The sequence below is a fragment of the Amycolatopsis sp. 2-15 genome, from assembly GCF_030285625.1.
Taxonomy (GTDB): Bacteria; Actinomycetota; Actinomycetes; order Mycobacteriales; family Pseudonocardiaceae; genus Amycolatopsis; species Amycolatopsis carbonis.
In genome coordinates, this window is sequence record NZ_CP127294.1 from 7,264,667 (window position 1) to 7,284,056 (window position 19,390).

Below are 19,390 nucleotides of genomic sequence, written 5' to 3' on the forward strand. Positions count from 1 at the left end.
AGGCCACCCCGTAACCCGGTCAATGGTGTGGCGCCGGCACCGGCAGCTGTGGCTGTCCAGCCCGGCGCTGCTCGTGCGCGGCATCGCCCAGGTCGGGCAGGGCACCGTGTCCCTCGTCGCCGACCAAGTCACCCCGCTCGACCTCAGGAGTCTCGCGGCCGCGTCCGGCGACTTCCGCTGATCAAGTTGCGGTCGCCGTCGGTCCGGCACCTGCTCGGTGTTCCGCTGAGCACTAAGAACATGCTGACGCCGCGGGGCCAGTGTGCCTGCCCCGAGGAATGGCCTGTCCGGGAAGGAATCGCCGACCGTGAGACTCACGTCAGACCCCGTGTATGAAGAAGTGGACATCACCGCGACCGCGAAAGAACTGGCGCACTTGGCAAGTCTGATAGCCGAAGGGGCCGGCTTCATCAGCGCCGCGCCCACGTCGCCCCAGAGCGGCACGCTGGCGGGAATCGAAGTCAGGAAGGCACCCGGCTCGGGCGTCCACATCCGCCTCGATGGCCAGACGCAGATACTTGTGATCAGCGGCGACGTCGATTCCAGGGCCATCCTGGCCGAAAACGCGCATGCCATGGCCACCGCCGAGGACGGCGGCCACCTTCACGTCGACTACTTCCCCGGGCACTCCTACCTTGTCGAGGGATCCCTGCCCTTGGTGATCAACAGCCCGCACGGAGGTATGCCGGCCCGTTGATGTCGGCATCGGTCACCGGGGCGGCGCCGAGATGCTCGAGGATGCGGTTGATGCCGATCTGCAGCCCGATGATCGGCCGATAGAGCACCTCGTCGCGGTCGTTGACGAGCATCGCAATCGCCACCTGCGGCAGGTGCACGACGTGGTGGTCGAACCGGTCCCCGGCGTGGACTCGACGTGGGCCAGGCCGAGCCGGATCCAGCGGTTGTCGTATTTATCCGGACGGCACCGAACCCCGTACCGCGGCGGAGGCGCGCGTACGGGGTTCGGCGGAGGCGCTCACTCGGTCGGTCGGCGGGAGAGTGAGCATCTCCTTTCCGCGGTGGCGGAGAGTTTCGTTCAGGCGGCCAGATCCCGTGCAGGTGGTCTGGTGTCCGGTGCGGGGAAGCGCAGTGTTTCCCGGTCGCGTCCGGCCATCTCGCAGCCGGGGCGCCAGGTACCCACGTGCGTCCACTGCCGGCCCCACCAGTGACTGATGAGGACGGTGGACCGGAAGCAGACCGGGCACTGCTGGCGAAGAGAGTCGATCGCCATCGGGAGGGACCTCCGTGTCGGTTTCGCTTCGTACCCCTGAAGTGTTGCTTCTTACTGGCCGTCCGCACATCGGGAGTCCTACGGAGAAACTACGTACGCAACGAGGTGGGCCGTTCAGCCCAGCGACACCGCCGCAATGGCGTCGTCGACGTCCACCGCCAAGAGGTCTTCGATTTCCGAGTCCACCGCCCGTGATCGCCCGGTGCAGTCGGGACCGGTCCATACGGCCACGGCGCTACGCACCCGGATCGACGACGCCTGCCCCGGCGTCAAGGCGTTTCCGGCAGTCCAATCCGGACAGCGACTCACTGTCGCCACTGAAATCCTTCTCGTCGAACAGCTCGGCGGTGTTCTCGCTCCCATCACTCGTCGTGACGCTGTCGTTCGGACCCGCCTTGCCGCCGTCCGGATGCAGACTGAACCAGACGTCGTCGACTCCTTGCCCGGTGGTGTCACCGACACCGGTGTCGCCGAAGTGACGATATCGTCCCACCTCCCCACACACTCGACAGCGGCCGCGTGTGGTGGTGGTTGACCACCGCGGCGTTCGCCGCGCGCAGGGTGTCTTCCCGCAGGTACCACTCGGTGGCCCAGGCCAGCGTGTCGGAGATGCCCGAGGCCTCGGCCATCGCAGCCAGCCCGAAATTGCAGGCCTGGGCGAGGAATCGCGGCGTAAAGGTTGCGGCGCGGCTGAGGATCGCGGTGCGTCTTCCCTCCGGCGTGAGTCAGCGCATCCGACCACGAGGCCCACCAGTCGACCGCGATGAGCAGCTCGGTCAGTTGCGGCCGCGACAGCGGGTCCACCAGCTGCGAGCACAGCTGCTCGACGGCGTCCCGGGTCGCCGCGATCGGACGGTTTATCGACGGCTGGAACGCTGCCACCCGTTCGTCTGGGTCAAGACCGCCGACGAGCTGCTCGAAAACTGACCGTCCCGCCAAAGAACATCGTTTACGCGACATTGGGACCGTGCCGATTGGCGTCAGCACAGCTCCGGCAGTCGCAGGCGCCGCGCCTTTGACCACGCTGGTATAACCGGCGAGCGGTATGCAAGGCAGCACTGCGGTCCCGCGCCCGTCATGCCGTGACGCATTTCTAGTGCCTCATCAAGAAACGTTGACGTTGTCATCGTGTCGTGTGGACATCCGGGCCGGTGATCGCGAGGCTGGCTGTGGAGGTGAGGCTGGTGGCGCGTCAGCCGGAGGTGTTCGCGCGGTCGCTGGAGCCGGAGGAGGCCCAGCGGCTGGTCAAGATCACGAGGTCCGCCCGGGATCGGGTGCGGCTGCGACGATCCGGGATTGTGCTGGCCTCGTCGCAAGGCCGGTCCGCGAAGGAGATCGCGGCGATGTTCGCCGCGACCGAAGGCTATGTGCGGGAGGTGATCCACGCGTTCAACGAGTCCGGGTTCGCGGCGTTGTCCCCAAAATGGAGGGGCGGTCGACCGGCTAAGTTCGGGCCGGCCGCCCGTGATCAAATCAGCCGCATCGCCGCCTGCAAGCCCGCCGAGCTGGGATTGCCGTTCACGACCTGGAGCCTGACCAAGCTGGTCGCCTACCTCGCCGAACACGCATGGATCAGGGCGAGCACCGAGACCGTCCGGCAGATCCTGCGCAAGGCAGGCGTGTCATGGCAGGCGACGAAGACGTGGAAAGCCAGCAAGGATCCCGATTTCGTGGCCAAGAAGAACCGCATCCTCGACCTCTACGATCACCCACCCGCCGACGGGCGAGTGATCTGTGTCGATGAGTTCGGGCCGCTGAACCTGCAACCCCGCCCCGGCCGCGGCTGGTTTCCCCGCAGCCGCCCGGCCCGGCAGCGCGCGACCTACACCCGCACCAAGGGTGTCCGGCAGATGTTCGCTGCGCTCGATCTGGCCTCCGGGCAGATGTTCTACCGGTTCCGCGACCGCAAACGCTGGCCGCAGTTCCTCGACTTCTGCAAGCAACTGCGCCGCCGCTTCCCGACCGGGAAGCTCTACCTGGTCAGCGACAACTACGGACCACACGGCAAGGCCGAGGTCCGGGACTGGTGCGCGGCCAACGACATCGAACTGATCTACACACCCACCAACGCGTCCTGGCTGAACTGGATCGAGTGCGAGTTCACCGCGGTCCGCTACTTCACCCTCGACGGCAGCGACTACCCCAGCCACGCCGCCCAGGAAGCCGCCATCACCGGCTACCTCCGCTGGCGCAACCGCCACAGCCACCCCAAACGCCACTTCGCCATCAACTCCAAAATCCGCCGCCCCGATTACCTACCCAACGTTGCTTGATACGGCACTAGTACTTGACTCCACCGAGCGGATCCCAGTCCACTTTGGACTCCACGAATGCCGCGAGCCGCCCCAGTGTGTCGAAGATGTCACCGACGATCTCGTCGATCTCGATCCCGATCCCGAACCGTTTCTGCAAGGCGACGACGAGCTTGACGACGGTGAGCGAATCGAGCTCAGGAAGATTGCCGTACAGTCCCGTCTCCGGCCCGAGATCATCGGCCAGGGCCTCGATGTTCAGCGTAGCCACCACGACGGCCTTGACGTCCTCGAAAATGGCTTGCGAGATCTCTGGCGAGCGAGGCATGTGGATTCTCCTCATCGGTCGTACAGGCCTGCGGCCTGCGATCTACATCAACAGCTCCCCCTGGTGTCGGATGGCCGAGGAACGCTGGAGGACTGGCGTCATCCGGTAGGCGCCGGCCGGAACGACCGCCACAAGGTCGCCGGTCTCAGCACCCGGGACGCCCATTCGGTTCGCGATGGCGACCGGGTAGTTTGTCTTGCGGATGGCCTGTCCGAAGTTCCCCATGGCAGCGAACTTGTGGTGGACCGCCATCGACGAGGAAGGTGTGGCGGCGCGACGTCTTGCCGTGGGTGGCGCCGGTGCGGTCAGCGAGCAACCCGGCCGGGTGGCCGCCGATGTGGGGCATGCCGTTGGCGATTGCGAACGGGCTGATCGTGGGGCGCGCGTGGGCGACTGCGGTCATGCGGGCTCCTGAGGGCGGGCGGCGGCGAGCTGGTGGCGAAGTACCGCGCGGTCGAACTTGCCGTTAGGCGATTGGGGCAGGGCGCTGCGGACCATGACCTCGGCGGGCACCATGTAGCCGGGCAGTTCCTGCCGCAAGCGCGCGGTCACCACCGCCGGATCGAAGCCGACGGGATCGCGGGGAGTTACGACGAGAACGACCCGGTGGCCGAGCGCCTCATCCTCGAGGCCGATCGCTACGGCATCGTGGACCAGTCCGGTCTCGTAGGCCACTTCCTCGATCTCTTGCGGGCTGACCCGATACCCCGATGTCTTGATCATGTCGTCACGCCGTCCGACGAAGTACAGGAAGCCCTCCTCGTCGCGGACGACGACGTCGCCGGACCAGACCGCCAGCTCAGGCGTACACAGCTCGACTGGACGGTTCGGCGGCGGCCGGAACCGCTCGGCCGTCCGCTGCGCGTCATTCCAATAGCCCAAAGTGACGAGCGGACCTCGATGTACCAGCTCACCCGGCTCACCCGGACCACACAGGCCGCCGTCCTCCCGGACTACGAGGATCTCGGCATTCGGGATGGCCTGGCCGATCGAATCCGGGCGCCGGTCGACCTCCCGCGGATCGAGGTAAGTGGAGCGGAACGCCTCTGTGAGGCCGTACATCAGGTACGGCGCGGCAGTCGGGAAGATGGCTCGCAGTCGTTGCAGGGTGACGCGCGGGAGGTGCCCTCCAGTGTTCGCGAAGTAGCGCATCCCGGCTACGGCCTCGGATGGCCACATCTGGGCCGCGAGCTGGATCCACAACGGCGGTACGCCGACCATCCCGCTGATGCGGTGCTCAGCGCACAGCCGGACGACATCTCCCGGCAGCAGGTAGTCGGCGAGCACCACGTTGGCACCCACGTAAAAGCCAGTCGTCAATTGGCTCAGTCCGGCGTCGAAGCTCAGCGGGAGCACCGCCAGGATCCGGTCGTCTGCCGTGTTGTTGAGGTAAGTGCTGACACTCTCCGCGCCGACGAGCAGGTTGCGGTGCGACAGCACGACGCCCTTCGGGGCCCCGGTGCTCCCCGACGTGTAGAGGATCGCGGCCATATCCGTGTCGACGCCGCCCGCGGGAGGACACACCGCCTGGGTTGCGCGCTCGGCGACCTCTGACCAGGAATGCATGCGGTAAGCGGCTTCCTTGTCCTCACCAGGCGAGTCGCCCAGCACGAGGACGTGGGAGAGTGACTTGCAGGCGGCGAGCTCGGCGCGCAGGGCCCGCAGCCGATCCGCGGACGTCACCACCACCCGCGCGGCGCAGTCATCGAGAATGTGCCTCACTTGCCTGGCCCGCAGCACGGGATTCACCGGAATGAACACGCCACCGGCCCGCGAGCAGGCGAACAGCGCCACGACGGTCTCGATCCTCTTGTCCAGGAAGACCGCGACGCGCTCACCGCCATCGAGCCCGAGATCGCGCAGGCCGGCGGCTGCTCGCTCCGTCCGCTCGTGCAGGTCCGCGTAGGAGATCGTGGTCGTTCGCGCGGTCAGGGCGGGCGCGCCTGGGGCGCGTTGGGCGGACCTGGCAACGAGGTCCGGCAACCGCATGATCATCTCGGAAGATTCCTTTCTGGGTCCTCCACACAGCTGGACCGGTAGGCGATGTCGAGGTAGCGCTCGCCGAGGTCCGGGGCGACCGTCGCAGTGACGCCAGGCGCCGTTGCGGGTGAGCCGGCTCGTCGCGCCGCCGTGCCGGTGGATCCGCCGGACAGGAACCGTGCCTGCCCGACGCTGCCCACGCATCGATCGTTGGAGCCGCCCACCTCCCGCACGTGCTCGAGTCGTGTGCCGAGGAAGCCGTTGCTCGCGCCCCTCCAGCGCGCTGCACCTGGGCACCGTCCGATGACCGCGAACAGTCGCACGAGCGACGTGGTCATCCGACGTTGACCTCGACGGTCGGCGAGCAGTCGGCCAGGCGAACCGGGTCAGCCATCCCGACCAGGACTTCGCGCGGCCCGGTGAAGGGCTCCCTGCTGTGTGCGCTGCCGATGTTGTCGACGAGCATCAGATCGCCCGCCTGCCAGGGCTCCCGCACGGTTTTGGCCTCGTACACCTCGTTGAGCAGCTGCACAACGTCCTCGCCTATCGGGTCGCCGCCGCCGAAGCGGGTGGTGAACGGCAGCCCCTCGGCGCCGTAGGTGTCGACCAGGAACTCGCGCACCTCGGGGTCGAGCGTCCACTCGTTGAGGAAGGCGATCTGGTTGAACCAGCAGCGCCTACCGGTGACCGGGTGCCGCACCACGGCGCTGCGGCGCTGCCAGGAGCGCAGCCCTCCATCGGGTTGCCACTCGAACTCGATGGCATTGGCGCGGCAGTAGCTCTCGACCGCGCCACGGTCATCGGTGCCCAACGCCTCGGCGAGCGACGCGCCGATCTCCTCGTTGTAGTTGCGGACGAGCATCCAGCCCTCCCGTTCGAGCCGTTGGACGAGGTCACCGGGCAGCGCGTCGAGCACGGCCGTCGAGTCGGCCACACCGGTTGCCCCACCCTTGGTGGGCGCGGACAGGCACGCGAACAGCATCAGGCCGGGAAACTCGAGCCGGTAGCTCTGTTCGTGGTGCATGCACATCGGCTGGTTCGGTGGCCACTTCGACGAGGAGTACACGCCCTCGGCGTAGGTCTGCCGCTCCGCGAACGCTTCCCTCTCGGTCATCAGGCCTGCGGTGTTCAGCCCACGGAACACCGCGATGGCCTCGGCCGCATCGCGCAGCCCGAGACCGCGGACCAGGACCGCACCGTGCTCGGCAACGACGGCACGCAAGGCCGCGCGGTGCGCGGCCGCCCAGGCCGGTCTGTCGCCGATGTCATCGGCTCGCAGCATCGGCACCCGGCCGAGCTGCAGATCCACGTCCACCAGCGATGATGATGAGGACGACATCTTGATCTCCCTTCATTCCGACCAGAGAAAGACGTGAGCAGTTCGGGGCGTGCTCGCGGTGCGGTAGCTCGGCGATGTCCTTTAAGGACACCGCGCGACTGCACCTTCGCGTACGCGCCAGACCGGGTGCAGCGGCAGCGCCATCCCATCGGCCGGCCGGCGCAGCGCTGCCGCGAGGTCGTCATCGAGGGTCGCCGCGTGCTTGGCGCCGCCCGGTGCCGGGTCGAGCGTCCACCGCGAGATCGCGGTCGCGCCGCCCGCGAGCAGGACAGCCCGCCAGAACTTCCCGGCCGGTTTCTCCCCGCTTGTCCATCGAATCATCCCTACATTCCACGTTTGCCGGGTCAGCCGCCGCGGACGAGCACGGCGGCGCCGTTGTCATCGATGCTGATCTTTCGGACCTGCAGATCGACCGAGTGCTCGCGCATCTCTGTGGCGGGGTTTCCGCCCCACAGTGCGTTCGGTGGCATTTCCTCGCCCTTCATGAGGAAAGAACTGGTGGCGAGCATCGCGCGGTCGCCCGTCGTCACGCCATAGTGGACGAACGCGCCGACACCGAGGGTGCAGCCGGCACCGATCGCGATGCGGTCCGACTTGAACCCGCCGTCCTCCTGCGAGTGGCACTGGACGATGGTGTCCGCGTTGAGGGTGCAGTTCTCCCCGATCGTGGTGAAACTCCGCTCGGGCACGCGGAGGCCGTCGTCGAAGACCCGGCGGCCGACCCGCATACCCAGCAGCCGCCAGATCACGTTCTTGAGCGGGGTGCCGTTGAAGGCGAGGACATAGGTCAGGGAACTCACTTTCCAGAAGCGTTCGTGTCGCCAGAAGGCGCGGTCATAGATCGAGCACCCCTGCGGCACCAAGGCCTGCAGCGGCCGGAACAGCCGGTCGACCACGACGTTGTAGGCGACCGTGAAAACGATGACCACTGCGGTGGCCAGTGCGACCGCGAGTGCGAGCGAGCCCACGAAGTGCAAGAGGTTGATGGCAGCCAGGTAGACCACGGTGACGGACAAGAAGAAGGTCCAGCGCACCAGCAGGAACAGCGCCATGCTGATGGTGTTGTAGACGGTCTTGGCCCTTAGGCCACGGCGCAGCTCGTCTGCGCTGCTCACGTCGAGCTCCCTGTCGCGCTTGACCGATCGCGGGATCTCGAAGCTGGGCGCGCCGAGCAAGCCCACGCCTTCCCGCACCTGTCCATCGAGAGGAACCATGACCTTCGTCGCGAGGAGGCAGTTGTCGCCCGCCTTGCTCTGCGGGGGGTAGGCGATCATGTTCCCCAGGAAGTTGTCCGGACCGATCGACGCCTGGGACAGGCGGAAGGACGTGCTCGAGAAATCGGCATTGATGATGGACAGCCCGTCCGCGACCATCGTTCCACTGCCGGCCGCGCTCAGGAAGGGGGTGTCGTGCTTGACCATTTCGCCGAAGTTCGAACCGGTCTGCCGCACCCCGCGAAGGCTGTAGCCCAACCAACGCAGATAGTAGATGATGTAGGAGGTTCCGCCGAAGAGAGTCGTGTAGAACCTGATGTTGGTCGTGCGGGCGATCGCGCGCTGGAGCCAGTAATGGAATCCGTACAGCGGATAGACCGTGTCCGGCTTGATGAAGAGGTTCAGCACGCGCGGAACGGTTCCCACGAGCACGAGGCCGACGAGCACAGCGCCGAAGAAGACCACGGCGGAGACGACCAGTGCGTCACGAAAGAACGCCCAGGTCGTGAGCGACACCGGTGCCGAATCCAGCAGGGGGGCGAACTCCGGGAGCTGAGGGATCGCGATGTCCGCGATGCCGAACGTCAGCGGCAGACCCAGCAGGAGCAGGTTCCCCAGCTGCACGGCCGAGAAGACCACCCGTCGGCCTGTGCCCACGTCGCGCGCTGAGACCGCCATCTGGTTCGTCTTCTCGGCCCGCTGGGCAGGCGCGCCGACCCAGCGTTCCCCAGCAGGTATTGCCTGACCCGCGTGCAGAGCCGACGAGTGTCCGAGTTGGGCCCCGTCACCCAGCGAGGTTCGGATGTCGAGCACCGTCGCCTCGCCGACGAGCGCGTCCTTGCCGATGCTCACTGCACCCGTCTGGATGACACCATCGTGGGCTCGGTAGCCGTTGAAGAACGAGTCCTTCCGGATCACCGCACCGTCGCCGATGCTGAGCAGGTCGGTGCACGCGGGCAGGTTCCTGGAGAAGATGACGGCGCCGCGCCCGATCTTCGCGCCGAGTGCCCTCAGGTAGAGGGTGTAGAGCGGTGAACCGACGAACAGCACCATCGGGTTCCGCTGGATCAGGGTTTTGACCAGCCAGAAGCGGACGTACGCCATGCTCCAGACACGGATCTCCTGTGGCTTCCACCGGCCGACGAGCACCCACTTGACGAGGATCGGAAGGCTGCACAGGCCGAGGAACATCGCGGCGCCGAACACGACCGACCGAAGGTAGACGTCGACCAGGTTCGGGCTGGCCGCGACCCACTTGAAACCCGCCACCCAGACGGCCGCAGTGAGGCCGGGGTAGCCGAGGAGGAACAGGAGTTGCAACGCCCCGCAGAGGACGTACTTGCCATTGCGGGCGTGCCTCGGCGGCTCATTGGGAGCCGCCGGAGTTGCCGGCTGCGACGCGGCGGTTTCGGTGTCGGCTGTGGTGTTGAGGGCCGCTGCGAGGCTTCGGATGGTCGGGTGCTTGTAGGTGTCGGGCATGGATACCGACGGCAAGTCGGGCCGCTTGCGTACCCGCGCGCAGAAGCGGGCCATGACCATGGAGTCGGCGCCGAGATCGTCGAAAAAGTGGCTGTCGACCGGTACGTGGTCGGCGCCCACGATATCGGCGAGCACCTCGGCGAAGAGTTGCTCGCATTCGGCGAGCGTGATTGCCGGTTGTGAGCTTGGCGTGGTTGTGGTGCTCGTGAGGGCTGCGGCAAGATTCCGAATTGTCGGGTGCTGGTAGACGTCCGGCATCGACACCGACGGCAAGTCGGGCCGCTTGCGTACCCGCGCGCAGAAGCGGGCCATCACCATGGAGTCCGCGCCGAGATCGTCGAAAAAGTGGCTGTCGACCGGTACGTGGTCGGCGCCCACGATATCGGCGAGCACCTCGGCAAAGACCCGCTCGCATTCGGCGAGCGTGGTCAGATTGTCAGCCGGCTCAGCGGTCAGGACGCCGTGGGAGTGTCCCATTTGGTGAACCTCTTGATTCAGACATTGGAGGGATCGGCGCGACAAGCGGACCTGACTCATGAACGACATCCGCACTTGCCTGGACTGCTATCGGAGCTGGGGCCAGAACACGGCTAGCCGTAAACCGGCGCGGTGCGCAGCAGGAAGGATGGGTGCAGCCTCCGACTGCGGACCTCGCGTCATAAGCACAGCGGGGTTACCGCCGGATGCAGGTAGGCATCGACCAACACCGGCGGCAGGCCCGTCTTCGCCCGTAAGATGCGGAACCGGGCCCGCGGCAGGGAGTTAGCGCCGAGATCGTCGGAGAAGTGGCCGCAAGCCGAGACGCGGGCGGCAACGAGTGTCGGCCAGCGCGCTCGGCCTCGATGGCCGGCGCCATGCACTGGGCCGTACCGCGAAAGGTGCCGCGCGCCGTCGGGCAGGGCTGGCGTTGCCTGAGCCTTCGCGATGCCGACCCGTGTCTCATCCGACTGAACTCCCGCCAACCCGAAATCCTCAACGAAGACGTTCTTGACACGCTCCAGCCCGATACGGAATGGTTGGACCTAGCTCCACAAGAACATCTGTTTTTGTGCTCGCAATCCAGACTAGTGGTGGACGACGCCCGGCTGTCAAGCCTTTCTGGAGCGATAATTTCCAATGCCGCGCAGGAGGCGGCGCGGCATTGGTGCAGCCTTTGTGCCGCCAGTCGCGCCAATTGGATCTTAGATTTTTTCCGCCTACGCCTGGGAACGACGCCACCCGCGACGTGACCGGACTGTCGCGACGCCGCCCCGGTGATCCGGTCGGCGCGTGCCGATCAAAACGCATTCACGGGCGAATGCGAACCGATTTCGCCGTTCGCGCGGGCAAACGAACAGTCCGCTCAGGTTAGCGGTAGGCAAAATGATCGCGCGCTGCCCTAGAATCGGGAAACGCGGATATTCTCGGGGCATGGCCCGGTCCTTGTCGTCGAAGACGACCCCACTATCGGTGAGGTTCTGCACACGAGCCTGGCCCAGCACGGGCACGAGGTCGCGTGGCACACCTGTGGCCGCACGGCCCTGCAGGACGCGGCGAAACAGCCGTGCGACCTGGTCCTGCTCGATCTGGACCTGCCGGACGTGGACGGTACGGAGGTGTGCAGCGAGCTGCGTGGTGCGCTGCCGGCGTGCGTGATCGTGATGCTCACTGCGCGTGCCGACGAGATGGACGTGGTCGTGGGCCTCGGGCGGGCGCGGACGACTACCTCGTGAAACCGGTGGCGCTGGGCGAATTGCATGCTCGTTTGCGCGCGCACCTGCGGCGCCACTCGTCCGATCGCAGCCCGGTTGAGATCACGCTCGGCCGGCTGAGGATCGACCCGGCCGCTCGCCGGGTCACCGCGGACTCGTCTCCACCGAGACGGACGCCTTCGGCGACGAGACCGAGCAGAACGGCCGCATGTTCGTCATCCACGCCGCGATCGCGCTCGTCGGTGCCCAAACCGAAGCTCACCTGCCCTGCCATGGAAGCCGGGGCGTGATCGGCATGGTCAAGGGCATCCTCATGCAACGCCGCGATGTGGACGCCACACCCGCGTTCCGCGTGCTCGTCGACGCGTCGCAGCACGGCAACATGACGTTGCACGAGGTCGCCGCCTGGCTCGTTGAGCACCGCCGCGACCTGTGACGAGCGAGATTAGACCCCGGATAGCCGGATCGGCCTTGTGGCGGCCGTAGTCCGTCCAATGGTGCTGTGCGCGGGATGCCTCGCCGAGATCAACGGCTTCGTGGTGCAGTGGGATGAGTGATCGCGAAGGCGAAGCCTCTCCCGAGTCAGTGTGCGGTCCGACGGTGATCGCTGTCGCCACGGCGATAGTGGCCATCCCGCGAGGCGGCCCGCAGCGCTTCACCGGCGTCGACCTGGACCACATCCGCGGGGATGACGGGAGGGCCCGCGGCAACGGATAAACCCTCGACCTTGAGCCTCGCCTGAACGTGTGACGGCGGTTCTCAGCCAACGTAGTCGGCGCCGCCGTTCCCGTCCGCGCTCGAGGATCGCGGTCACCAGCTTTGTCGGTGAGGGTGGCGGTGGACGGGGCCGGCGCGCACGTCTGGTTGTGGCGGTGTGGTGCGGGGGTGCACGCGCACGTGGATGTCGCGGTCTGGTGTGGAGGGCCGGTGCGGTTCGGTGGGTTGCCGCGCGAGGTGGTCGCGGAGGTGGCGGTAGGCGGTGATCACGGCCGCGAGTCGTTCGCGGTCCGGGTGTGGTGCGTCGGGGTGGCAGTCACGCACGGCGTGCCGGTAGGCGGCGGTGACCTCGGCGGTGCTGGCGCCGGGAGCCACGCCGAGTACCGCGTAGGGGTCGGGCAGGCCTGTGGGGTGAGAGGAGTTCATGGCGAGGACCGGAGCGAACCGGGCACAGCTGGGTTGAGCTGGCTGATCTCGGTGTAGTAATCGTGCGCCGCGCTGTGGGCGGTGTCGAGGGCGCGGCGCAGGGTGGCCAGTTCCCGGCATGCGGAGGCCAGGTGTGCGGTGTCCGGCGCGCTGTCGGCCTGGCGAACCTGCTCGGGACGTTGGGTGTGGTGGCCGGTGTGTTCGGCCAGGAGGGTCACCAGATCGGTCAGCTCGCCGGTGAGCTGGGTCAGCTGCCAGCCGGCGTCACGCAGCTGTGCCACGCCAGGGGTCTTGGCCGGGTCGGCCGCGCGGACTGCGCGCCGAAGGTCACGGGCCGTGGTGGCCGGCGTGGTGGCGATCGTGACCGGTCGGCGTCGGGTGCTACCCATCGGTTCCGCTTTCCTCATGCTGTGCTCGACCTGGCACGGGGTGGGCGAGGTAGACGCTGGCCCCGCCCGGCAGCGTTCGATGCTGCGCGGGCGGGGGCCACAACGCCGAGCCAGGGGTCCGAGACGCTCAGGCGTTGATCTGCTTGGACTCGCTCTCGCCGCTGATGGCGATCTTGCGTGGCTTGGCCTGTTCGGCGATCGGCATCCGCAGCGTCAACACACCCGCCTCGTAGTGCGCTGCGATGTTGTTCGCATCGAGGGTGTCACCCAGGAACAGCTGACGGGAGAACACCCCGCGTGGCCGCTCGGACACCTGGACCTCGGTGCCCTCGTCGTAGGCCGGCGTGCGTTCGGCTTTGACGGTGAGCACGTTGCGCTCCACGCCCAAGTCGATGGAGTCCGGCGCGACACCGGGCAGGTCGAACTGCACGACGTACTCGTTGCCGGACCGGTAGGCATCCATCGGCATCACCGCCGGGTGCGATGTGGTGCCGTTGGCGCCGAAGAACTGCTGGGTCAGCCGGTCCAGCTCCCGGAACGGGTCGGTCCGCATCAACATGACCATCCCTCCTTTGCTCCTTCCCTGTGCACCGCCACCGGCGTGCTGGGAACCGGAGGCGGCTGGTCAAACCTGTACGCCACCCTGCTTTTGCGGAGATGAGTGCTGGTTTTCGTGTCGTCGTCGAGATCCGGCTCCCGCCGCAACGCGGGCGGCGGGGCCGGAACCAGTTCGGTGGGAAACACCTCTCGAGAATGCTGTGTGTGCAATCGATCCTTCGATCACCTGGGGCCTGTCCCGGCTGCCGTACGCCGAGCCGGGGGTGCCGCGAGGTGTGCGCCACGAGACGCCGGGCCGGGACCACAGTCAGGTCTCCTCGGCCGTCTGTCGAAGCAGGCATCCCCGCTGAGCGAAAGGACAACAGCCGGGCGGACTCCAGGTGTGCAGGCACCACCTGCCTTTCGAAATCACCGTCGTAACGCTGACCCCAGGAGCGCACCGGGCCACGGAGGGGAACGCTGCCGATGCCGACCTCGCATCGCCGGCACCACACCGACCGACCGGTCACCACTGGCGAGGGCGCGGGGTGCGCGGTCGGATCGCCGCGGACCTGAGGATCCAGGCCGGGGCCTCGCTGGGGACGGAGGGAAACCTTCGAAATTGGCGGTCATGATCGCGTCGAACTCTGCGCGCAGCCACACTGGATCGGCGTAAACCAGCTCGGCGAACCCGCTGGTCACCGCCTCGCGGCGGGTGGTGTCCGGCATCATCGATCACTCCCCGGCAACATCGTCGTGTTCGACACCAGGTCATGCACCGCTCATCCATTTCTATAGCGCGAACTGCAAATTGTGTCAAGTGTCCGCACTAGATAATCTGGAGCGGCTGGCGTGCGTGACGACCCGTCAAGGAGGTGTGCGTGGCTGATCTGGGCAACCTCGACGACCACGACTACCCGGCCTTCACCACCGGGCAGGCCGCGAAGATGCTGGGTGCGCAGGAAGCGTTCCTGCGTAGCCTCGACGCCGCGGACCTGGTGCACCCACAGCGCTCGGACGGCGGCCATCGCCGCTACTCCCGCCGCCAGCTCACCCTGGTGAAGTGGCGCGCCGCCACGGCGCGCGGGCCCGAAAGGAGTCCTGTTTCACCGCCCGGGCCCGAGATGCGGGAATCGACGTGGACTACCACGAATTCCCCGGTATGTTCCACAACTGGCTCATGCAGAAAATCCCGAAGGACGCGAAGCGATGCACCACGTCGAACGCATCCTCCGCCGCCCAACGGGAATCCCGCGGCTGACGTACATCATCAGCACGGACGCGACCCCGTCCTGGCGGCCTGTCACCTGGCCGCACACCTTCGGCGGTCCCCGCCTGTGGGCCCCGCGCAGCTGCCCGCGCCGTCTCGGCCTGGCGTGCGAGGTCGGCGACCTGCAATCGCTGATCGAGGCGTCACCGGGTTCGGCGCCAACGCTTGGCACACGAATATCGCCGGACTCCGCTCCGCTCCGGGCTTCCTCGTCCGCCGGCTCTGGCTCGATCGCGCGGTGGACGCATCGCGGCCGGCGTTCATGGGCACCGGCAACGTGCCTCCATTGGACAACATCAGCGTCCTGGACCGCTACGAGGGCGAAGCCCGCGGCTGGGCACGGAAAACCGGCGGCTCCGTCGTGGCACTGCACGCCTCCGCCGCCACCACAACCGACGTCGAGGCCCTGTCGAAACAGATGGACGAACGGCTCCGCGAGATACACCCAGAAACCGTCGCCGCCCGGGAGGTCGGCGAGATCGCGCTGGGGCGGGAGGACTGTCCCCTGTTCGGAATCGGCGCCTTCGCGGACCGCCCCACCGTTACCACGACCACCCCGGGACTGGTGCTGGCCGGCGACGGCATCCGGATCAATCTCCCGGTCGCGCTGATGGAACGGCCGCGGCCACCGGCTCGGCCGCCGCGAACGCGCTCCTGACGAGTTGGGGCGTCGCGGGCCACCCGACCCGCTCGGCCCCCAACCGCGGGCGGCTCACCCCGCTCAACCGCCTGTCCCCTGGCTGGAACGCGACTGGTGAGCAGCCCGCGGCACCCGGTGGTCAGTGCTGTGCGGGACGGTCGACGTCACCGCGCCAGGCTCCGGTCTCGCGGCCGTCGCGGTTCTCGATGAACGTCTTGAACCGCTCCATGTCGCCCTTGACCTTGCGGTCGAGGATGCCGAGCTTGTCCGCGACATTCTCGACGAACCCGTCCGGGTCGATGTCCATCTGCGCGGTCACCCGCGTGGTCTCGTCGTCGATCCGGTGGAAGGTGATCACCCCGGCATGGGTGGGGCCGGAGTCCGACGTCCAGGCGACCCGCTCGTCAGGGTTCTGCTCGGTGATGGTCGCGTCGAACTCCTTGGTCACCCCGGCGACGCTGATCTTCCAGTGGGTGTGGGTCGCGTCCAGCTGGCGGATCTCCTCCACGCCGTCCATGAACCGCGGGAACGACTCGAACTGCGTCCACTGGTTGTAAGCGGCGGGCACGGTGACCTTCACGTCGACAGATTCGGTGATGGTGCTGGTCGAAACGGGCTTCCCTTCGGTGGTGCGGGTGACCCGGCGGGCCTCCCGCGAATTGCGGTTGCCGAGCAACGACGCGCCGCACAACGCACCCCAAGCGAGGGCCGCCGCGACGGCCTTGAGCTTCGTGTCGCGCTCGCGCAGGCCGGTGCCGAAGACGACGGCGTCCGACACGTCGGCGGCGACCCGGGTGGCGACGGCGACCGTCGTCGGCCGCCCGGCCGGGGCGGCCGCCATCGCGGTCCCGATCGCCAGGTCACGGGCACCCATGGCCATCGCCAGCAGGCGCACCGGACGCGACACCGGGCCGTCGGACAGGTGCAGCGGTCCGGTCAGCACAGAGGGACGGGCCACCACCGCGGCGCCGTAGGCGGCGGTCAGCATCCCGAGGATGCGGCTTATTCTGATCATCGCGGTCTCCTTTTCTCCCTCGTCATGGAGGGTGTCTACTGTGGGTGGAGGACGGCGCGCGGTCACCTGGTACCGGCCGGGAGTTCGTCGGAGACGGTCCGGCCCAGCTCGTCCCAGCTGCCGACGAACTTGATCACGCCTTTCCGTTCGAGTACGTCGGTGACGTCCTGGAGAACCATCGGAATGCCCACCTCACGTGCAAATAACCATCAGGACCCGGTTCACCGCGGCATTCGGCATGTCGAGGACGAACACCCGCGCGACCAATCGATGATTCGACGTGACGAAGCACGCTGGTCGAGCCCACCGGGGTTACCGAAGCATCCACGGGGTACGCCCAGCGTGGTGGCCGTCCGGCCCCACCGGAGCCGTTCCACGGGAGGAGAAGGACGTGTCCACACATTCGCCGTCACACACCGCAATCGGACGGTCGTCAGCCCAGCTCGCCGCGAGTATCGTCGCCGTCGTTTTCCTGCTGGTCGGCATCCTCGGGTTCATCCCCGGCGTCGCCACCGACTACGACCAGATGAGCTTCGCCGGGCACGACTCGACGGCCATGCTCTTCGGCGTGTTCATGGTCTCCACCCCGCACAACATCGTGCACCTGCTCTTCGGTGTCGTCGGCTTCGCGTGCGCCCGCACCGCGCGCGCAGCACGGCTGTTCCTCCTCGTCGGAGGAGTCGTCTACCTCGTGCTGTGGCTCTACGGCCTGCTCATCGACCACGGCAGTGACGCCAACTTCGTCCCGCTCAACAACGCAGACAACTGGCTCCACCTCGGCCTCGGCATCGGCATGATCGCTCTCGGCCTGCTCACTGGCCGCGAAGGACGCACAGTCTCCACACCGACCACCGCCAGGGGACCCGGCGCCCGCTAGCAACCACGCAACGCGTGGTGCCCAGGGGCGTCGGCGGCGGTCTGCTCCTTACCCGCCGACGCCCCGTTAGCAATCGAAGGGACCGCATGCCGGCTATCGCCGGCTCCATGGCCGCCGTAGCCGCGGACACCGCGCGCGTGCTCAGCAGTCGGCTTGTCCACCACCGACTGCCTCGACGGGCATTGCTGCCGACGACCACGTGGCGGGCCTGACCGCTCCGCTGCCGCCCGGGATGCCTGCGCTCGCCGTGTACGGCCGGCCTTGTCGACCCAGCGCCGCGTCTCCTCGGCATCCTCGTGCTCGTCCAGGTTGGAAATCAGCACATCCGCGCCTCCGCGCGCGTACGCGATCGCCACGGCGCGGCCGCGGTAGGTGTGCTCGCCGTGGTCGGGCTGGGGCGTCATCGCCGACGTCGTTCCGGGCGGGCTCTGCTGCTGGGCGGGTTACGACACGGCGGGCTTCCTTCCGGTGGCGGACCGGTGCCGCCCCTGTCACCCCCGTTCGACCGCTTCCCGCGCGCCTGCCCGCTCTCGCGCTCAAGGCGTCACTCCCGTCCGGATCGGTCCGCCGCGCGAGCCTGTGGCGTCGTCCTTGAACTGCCCGTCCTCGGGTGCGGACTCCGCCTGGGTCAGCCGGCGCAACGTCGTCGCAGGCGGGTATCCGGCCATACGGTCACCACGGCCGGCCACGTTTTGGCCAACGCGAGATTGGTGCCGGGAACCACGGGGTAGCCCGCGGCATGACCGACGAGACCGCACAAGCTGTTCCGAAGATCCGCAGCGAAGGGGGACGGGCTGCGGCACCTCATCGTGTGTTGTCCGCGATGGAAACCGCACGAGGGATTGATGCGCCCGCGGCGACGGTGGCGAAGCCGTTGATCCGGCTCTTCGGCGGTCGGGTCGGCCGTGAGCTGCGCGGGCGTCGGCTCGGGCATCCGCTGCACCCGCTTGCCGTCACCGTCCCGATCGGGGCTTGGGTGTGTTCGGCGCTGCTCGACCTGGTCCCAGGCAGCGACGCAGCCGCCCGGCGGTTGGTTGGGATCGGCCTGCTCGCCGTGGCACCGGCTGCGGTGCTCGGCGCGGCCGACTACAGCGAGCTGGACGAGCGGCAGCGACGTGTCGGGTTCGGTCATCTCGTGCTCAACAGCCTCGGGGCCGCGTTTTTCACCGGCTCCTACCTGCGCCGCCGGCGCGAGCCGGTCGGCGGCAAGATCCTCGGCGTCGTCGGCTTGGTGGTTCTCAGCGCGGGCGGCGCGCTCGGCGGTCACCTCGCCTACGCGCAGGGCGCCGGGGTCTTCCGGTGGCAGTCCCCGCGCCCACAGGCGGTCGACCGGTGACCGAGTTCCTGCGCATCTACCTCCGCGACCAGTTCGCCCTGGGCATCACCTGGCGCGAACTGGCGCGCCGGGCCCGCGACAACAACCGCGGGACCGAACTGGGAGACGCGCTGGCCAAAGTCGCCCAAGCCATCGCCGAAGACGTGCGGACGTTCGAACTGATCATGCGCACGCTCAACGTGCGCCCGAACCGCGCCAAGGCCGCGGCCGCCTTCGCGGGGGAACGGCTGGGACGGCTCAAATACAACGGCCGCCTGCGGTCCTACTCCCCGCTGAGCCGTTTTCTTGAACTAGAGGCCCTGGCCATGGGCATCGAAGGCAAAAAGATCCTGTGGACCACCCTCGGTGACCTGGCCGGCCTGCGCGCACGCGTGCCGTCTGTCGACTTCGACGACCTCCTGGCTCGAGCCGACCACCAGCGAAACACAGTCGAACCCTTCCGCCGCCAGATCGGCATCGAGATCATGACCCCCACCCACCAGGAGAACTGAGCGCGGCGACGCCGTTGGCGTCCGCGCCATCGAAGACGCGGCCGGCGAGCCGGCGCATCCTCGCGCTGAAGCTTGCGGTGCTCATGAGCGGCGGCGCTGGTCGGCTTGGCGGCACGAGCTGATAGTGCGGTAACGGCACCGGCTTCCGCCAGGCCGCTCGAGCCCGACTACTGGCCAC

Annotated in this window: 23 protein-coding genes and 1 pseudogene; 10 read left to right on the forward strand and 14 right to left on the reverse strand. The window is 67.6% G+C overall.

Annotation, left to right across the window (positions count from 1 at the left end):
• The first annotated feature begins 22 nt into the window (after window positions 1–22).
• Together QRX50_RS36000 and QRX50_RS36005 are read left to right on the forward strand one after the other, a co-directional pair.
• Window positions 23–181 carry a hypothetical protein gene (locus QRX50_RS36000; protein WP_285967548.1) on the forward strand — a complete coding sequence of 53 codons (159 nt, stop codon included), beginning with the start codon at window positions 23–25 and terminating at the stop codon, window positions 179–181.
• A 147-nt stretch (window positions 182–328) separates the two neighbouring features.
• On the forward strand, window positions 329–697 hold the full coding sequence (locus tag QRX50_RS36005; protein WP_285967549.1) for an Imm32 family immunity protein: 369 nt from the start codon (window positions 329–331) through the stop codon (window positions 695–697).
• On the opposite strand, the gene QRX50_RS36010 is transcribed toward QRX50_RS36005, so the two are convergent.
• The 4 genes from QRX50_RS36010 to QRX50_RS50000 all read right to left on the reverse strand — a co-directional run bounded on the left by QRX50_RS36010 (window position 663) and on the right by QRX50_RS50000 (window position 1,860).
• On the reverse strand, window positions 663–836 hold the full coding sequence (locus tag QRX50_RS36010) for a hypothetical protein (RefSeq protein ID WP_285967550.1): 174 nt from the start codon (window positions 834–836) through the stop codon (window positions 663–665). The two genes, QRX50_RS36005 and QRX50_RS36010, sit on opposite strands and share 35 nt — an antisense overlap.
• A gap of 509 nt (window positions 837–1,345) precedes the next feature.
• On the reverse strand, window positions 1,346–1,504 hold the full coding sequence (locus QRX50_RS49995; protein WP_353074032.1) for a hypothetical protein: 159 nt from the start codon (window positions 1,502–1,504) through the stop codon (window positions 1,346–1,348).
• The gene (locus QRX50_RS36015) at window positions 1,467–1,724 is read right to left on the reverse strand and encodes a hypothetical protein (protein WP_285967551.1); all 258 of its coding nucleotides are present in this window, start codon (window positions 1,722–1,724) and stop codon (window positions 1,467–1,469) included. Before QRX50_RS36015 ends, QRX50_RS49995 begins: the two co-directional genes overlap by 38 nt.
• Complete coding sequence (locus tag QRX50_RS50000; protein WP_353074033.1) at window positions 1,684–1,860, reverse strand: Tn3 family transposase; 177 nt, start codon at window positions 1,858–1,860, stop codon at window positions 1,684–1,686. The genes QRX50_RS36015 and QRX50_RS50000 overlap by 41 nt, the downstream gene beginning before the upstream one ends.
• Between QRX50_RS50000 and QRX50_RS36020 the strand changes: the two genes are divergently transcribed.
• Window positions 1,817–2,158 (forward strand): hypothetical protein, encoded by a 342-nt coding sequence (locus tag QRX50_RS36020; protein ID WP_285967552.1) that lies wholly within the window; start codon window positions 1,817–1,819, stop codon window positions 2,156–2,158. The genes QRX50_RS50000 and QRX50_RS36020 overlap by 44 nt on opposite strands.
• Before the next feature lie 257 nt (window positions 2,159–2,415).
• Complete coding sequence (locus QRX50_RS36025) at window positions 2,416–3,504, forward strand: IS630 family transposase (protein ID WP_285967553.1); 1,089 nt, start codon at window positions 2,416–2,418, stop codon at window positions 3,502–3,504.
• Window positions 3,505–3,511: 7 nt separating this feature from the next.
• On the opposite strand, the gene QRX50_RS36030 is transcribed toward QRX50_RS36025, so the two are convergent.
• The 6 genes from QRX50_RS36030 to QRX50_RS36055 form a co-directional block, all read right to left on the reverse strand.
• A complete protein-coding gene (locus QRX50_RS36030; protein ID WP_285967554.1) occupies window positions 3,512–3,811 on the reverse strand; it encodes an acyl carrier protein in 300 nt (99 codons plus the stop codon).
• 145 nt (window positions 3,812–3,956) lie between these two features.
• Window positions 3,957–4,214 (reverse strand): hypothetical protein, encoded by a 258-nt coding sequence (locus tag QRX50_RS36035; protein WP_285967555.1) that lies wholly within the window; start codon window positions 4,212–4,214, stop codon window positions 3,957–3,959.
• Window positions 4,211–5,806: an acyl-CoA ligase (AMP-forming), exosortase A system-associated gene (locus tag QRX50_RS36040; RefSeq protein ID WP_285967556.1), complete on the reverse strand. Its 1,596-nt coding sequence runs from the start codon at window positions 5,804–5,806 to the stop codon at window positions 4,211–4,213. Before QRX50_RS36040 ends, QRX50_RS36035 begins: the two co-directional genes overlap by 4 nt.
• A 319-nt stretch (window positions 5,807–6,125) precedes the next feature.
• On the reverse strand, window positions 6,126–7,130 hold the full coding sequence (locus tag QRX50_RS36045; RefSeq protein WP_285967557.1) for a TauD/TfdA family dioxygenase: 1,005 nt from the start codon (window positions 7,128–7,130) through the stop codon (window positions 6,126–6,128).
• An 81-nt stretch (window positions 7,131–7,211) separates the two neighbouring features.
• Window positions 7,212–7,451, reverse strand: a complete 240-nt coding sequence (locus tag QRX50_RS36050; protein WP_285967558.1) for a hypothetical protein — start codon at window positions 7,449–7,451, stop codon at window positions 7,212–7,214.
• 23 nt (window positions 7,452–7,474) lie between these two features.
• Window positions 7,475–10,300: a Pls/PosA family non-ribosomal peptide synthetase gene (locus QRX50_RS36055; RefSeq protein WP_285967559.1), complete on the reverse strand. Its 2,826-nt coding sequence runs from the start codon at window positions 10,298–10,300 to the stop codon at window positions 7,475–7,477.
• A gap of 992 nt (window positions 10,301–11,292) precedes the next feature.
• Between QRX50_RS36055 and QRX50_RS50515 the strand changes: the two genes are divergently transcribed.
• A complete protein-coding gene (locus tag QRX50_RS50515; protein WP_434533375.1) occupies window positions 11,293–11,535 on the forward strand; it encodes a response regulator in 243 nt (80 codons plus the stop codon).
• A 187-nt stretch (window positions 11,536–11,722) separates the two neighbouring features.
• Window positions 11,723–11,950: an ANTAR domain-containing protein gene (locus QRX50_RS36065; protein ID WP_285967560.1), complete on the forward strand. Its 228-nt coding sequence runs from the start codon at window positions 11,723–11,725 to the stop codon at window positions 11,948–11,950.
• A gap of 374 nt (window positions 11,951–12,324) precedes the next feature.
• Here the strand turns inward: QRX50_RS36065 and QRX50_RS36070 are convergent, their stop codons facing one another.
• From QRX50_RS36070 to QRX50_RS36080, 3 genes are all read right to left on the reverse strand, one after another.
• Window positions 12,325–12,657 (reverse strand): J domain-containing protein, encoded by a 333-nt coding sequence (locus QRX50_RS36070; RefSeq protein ID WP_285966309.1) that lies wholly within the window; start codon window positions 12,655–12,657, stop codon window positions 12,325–12,327.
• Complete coding sequence (locus tag QRX50_RS36075; RefSeq protein ID WP_285967561.1) at window positions 12,654–13,046, reverse strand: hypothetical protein; 393 nt, start codon at window positions 13,044–13,046, stop codon at window positions 12,654–12,656. The genes QRX50_RS36070 and QRX50_RS36075 overlap by 4 nt, the downstream gene beginning before the upstream one ends.
• A 127-nt stretch (window positions 13,047–13,173) precedes the next feature.
• Entirely contained in the window at window positions 13,174–13,605 is a 432-nt protein-coding gene (locus tag QRX50_RS36080) for an Hsp20/alpha crystallin family protein (protein WP_285967562.1), read from the reverse strand.
• An 853-nt stretch (window positions 13,606–14,458) separates the two neighbouring features.
• Here QRX50_RS36080 and QRX50_RS36085 point away from each other — a divergent pair.
• A pseudogene (locus QRX50_RS36085) lies at window positions 14,459–14,641 on the forward strand (MerR family DNA-binding transcriptional regulator); the annotation flags it as partial.
• A 991-nt stretch (window positions 14,642–15,632) separates the two neighbouring features.
• On the opposite strand, the gene QRX50_RS36090 reads toward QRX50_RS36085, so the two are convergent.
• Window positions 15,633–16,091: an SRPBCC family protein gene (locus QRX50_RS36090; protein ID WP_285974654.1), complete on the reverse strand. Its 459-nt coding sequence runs from the start codon at window positions 16,089–16,091 to the stop codon at window positions 15,633–15,635.
• 808 nt (window positions 16,092–16,899) lie between these two features.
• Between QRX50_RS36090 and QRX50_RS36095 the strand changes: the two genes are divergently transcribed.
• The 3 genes from QRX50_RS36095 to QRX50_RS36105 all read left to right on the forward strand — a co-directional run bounded on the left by QRX50_RS36095 (window position 16,900) and on the right by QRX50_RS36105 (window position 19,212).
• Window positions 16,900–17,385 carry a DUF4383 domain-containing protein gene (locus QRX50_RS36095; protein WP_285967563.1) on the forward strand — a complete coding sequence of 162 codons (486 nt, stop codon included), beginning with the start codon at window positions 16,900–16,902 and terminating at the stop codon, window positions 17,383–17,385.
• Window positions 17,386–18,124: 739 nt separating this feature from the next.
• Window positions 18,125–18,721, forward strand: coding sequence for a DUF2231 domain-containing protein (locus QRX50_RS36100; RefSeq protein WP_285967564.1), 597 nt, complete (start codon window positions 18,125–18,127; stop codon window positions 18,719–18,721).
• Window positions 18,718–19,212: a hypothetical protein gene (locus QRX50_RS36105; protein WP_285967565.1), complete on the forward strand. Its 495-nt coding sequence runs from the start codon at window positions 18,718–18,720 to the stop codon at window positions 19,210–19,212. Before QRX50_RS36100 ends, QRX50_RS36105 begins: the two co-directional genes overlap by 4 nt.
• Window positions 19,213–19,390: the final 178 nt, after the last annotated feature.

Bases quoted from the DNA above. Each gene is read 5' to 3' on its own strand.
- QRX50_RS36100 (WP_285967564.1), top strand. From the start codon at position 18,125: ATGACCGACGAGACCGCACAAGCTGTTCCGAAGATCCGCAGCGAAGGG.
- QRX50_RS36080 (WP_285967562.1), bottom strand. From the start codon at position 13,605: ATGTTGATGCGGACCGACCCGTTCCGGGAGCTGGACCGGCTGACCCAG.
- QRX50_RS36065 (WP_285967560.1), top strand. From the start codon at position 11,723: ATGTTCGTCATCCACGCCGCGATCGCGCTCGTCGGTGCCCAAACCGAA.
- QRX50_RS36070 (WP_285966309.1), bottom strand. From the start codon at position 12,657: ATGAACTCCTCTCACCCCACAGGCCTGCCCGACCCCTACGCGGTACTC.
- QRX50_RS36030 (WP_285967554.1), bottom strand. From the start codon at position 3,811: ATGCCTCGCTCGCCAGAGATCTCGCAAGCCATTTTCGAGGACGTCAAG.
- QRX50_RS36050 (WP_285967558.1), bottom strand. From the start codon at position 7,451: ATGATTCGATGGACAAGCGGGGAGAAACCGGCCGGGAAGTTCTGGCGG.
- QRX50_RS50000 (WP_353074033.1), bottom strand. From the start codon at position 1,860: ATGGCCGAGGCCTCGGGCATCTCCGACACGCTGGCCTGGGCCACCGAG.
- QRX50_RS36035 (WP_285967555.1), bottom strand. From the start codon at position 4,214: ATGACCGCAGTCGCCCACGCGCGCCCCACGATCAGCCCGTTCGCAATC.
- QRX50_RS36045 (WP_285967557.1), bottom strand. From the start codon at position 7,130: ATGTCGTCCTCATCATCATCGCTGGTGGACGTGGATCTGCAGCTCGGC.
- QRX50_RS36000 (WP_285967548.1), top strand. From the start codon at position 23: ATGGTGTGGCGCCGGCACCGGCAGCTGTGGCTGTCCAGCCCGGCGCTG.
- QRX50_RS36075 (WP_285967561.1), bottom strand. From the start codon at position 13,046: ATGGGTAGCACCCGACGCCGACCGGTCACGATCGCCACCACGCCGGCC.
- QRX50_RS36040 (WP_285967556.1), bottom strand. From the start codon at position 5,806: ATGATCATGCGGTTGCCGGACCTCGTTGCCAGGTCCGCCCAACGCGCC.
- QRX50_RS36055 (WP_285967559.1), bottom strand. From the start codon at position 10,300: ATGGGACACTCCCACGGCGTCCTGACCGCTGAGCCGGCTGACAATCTG.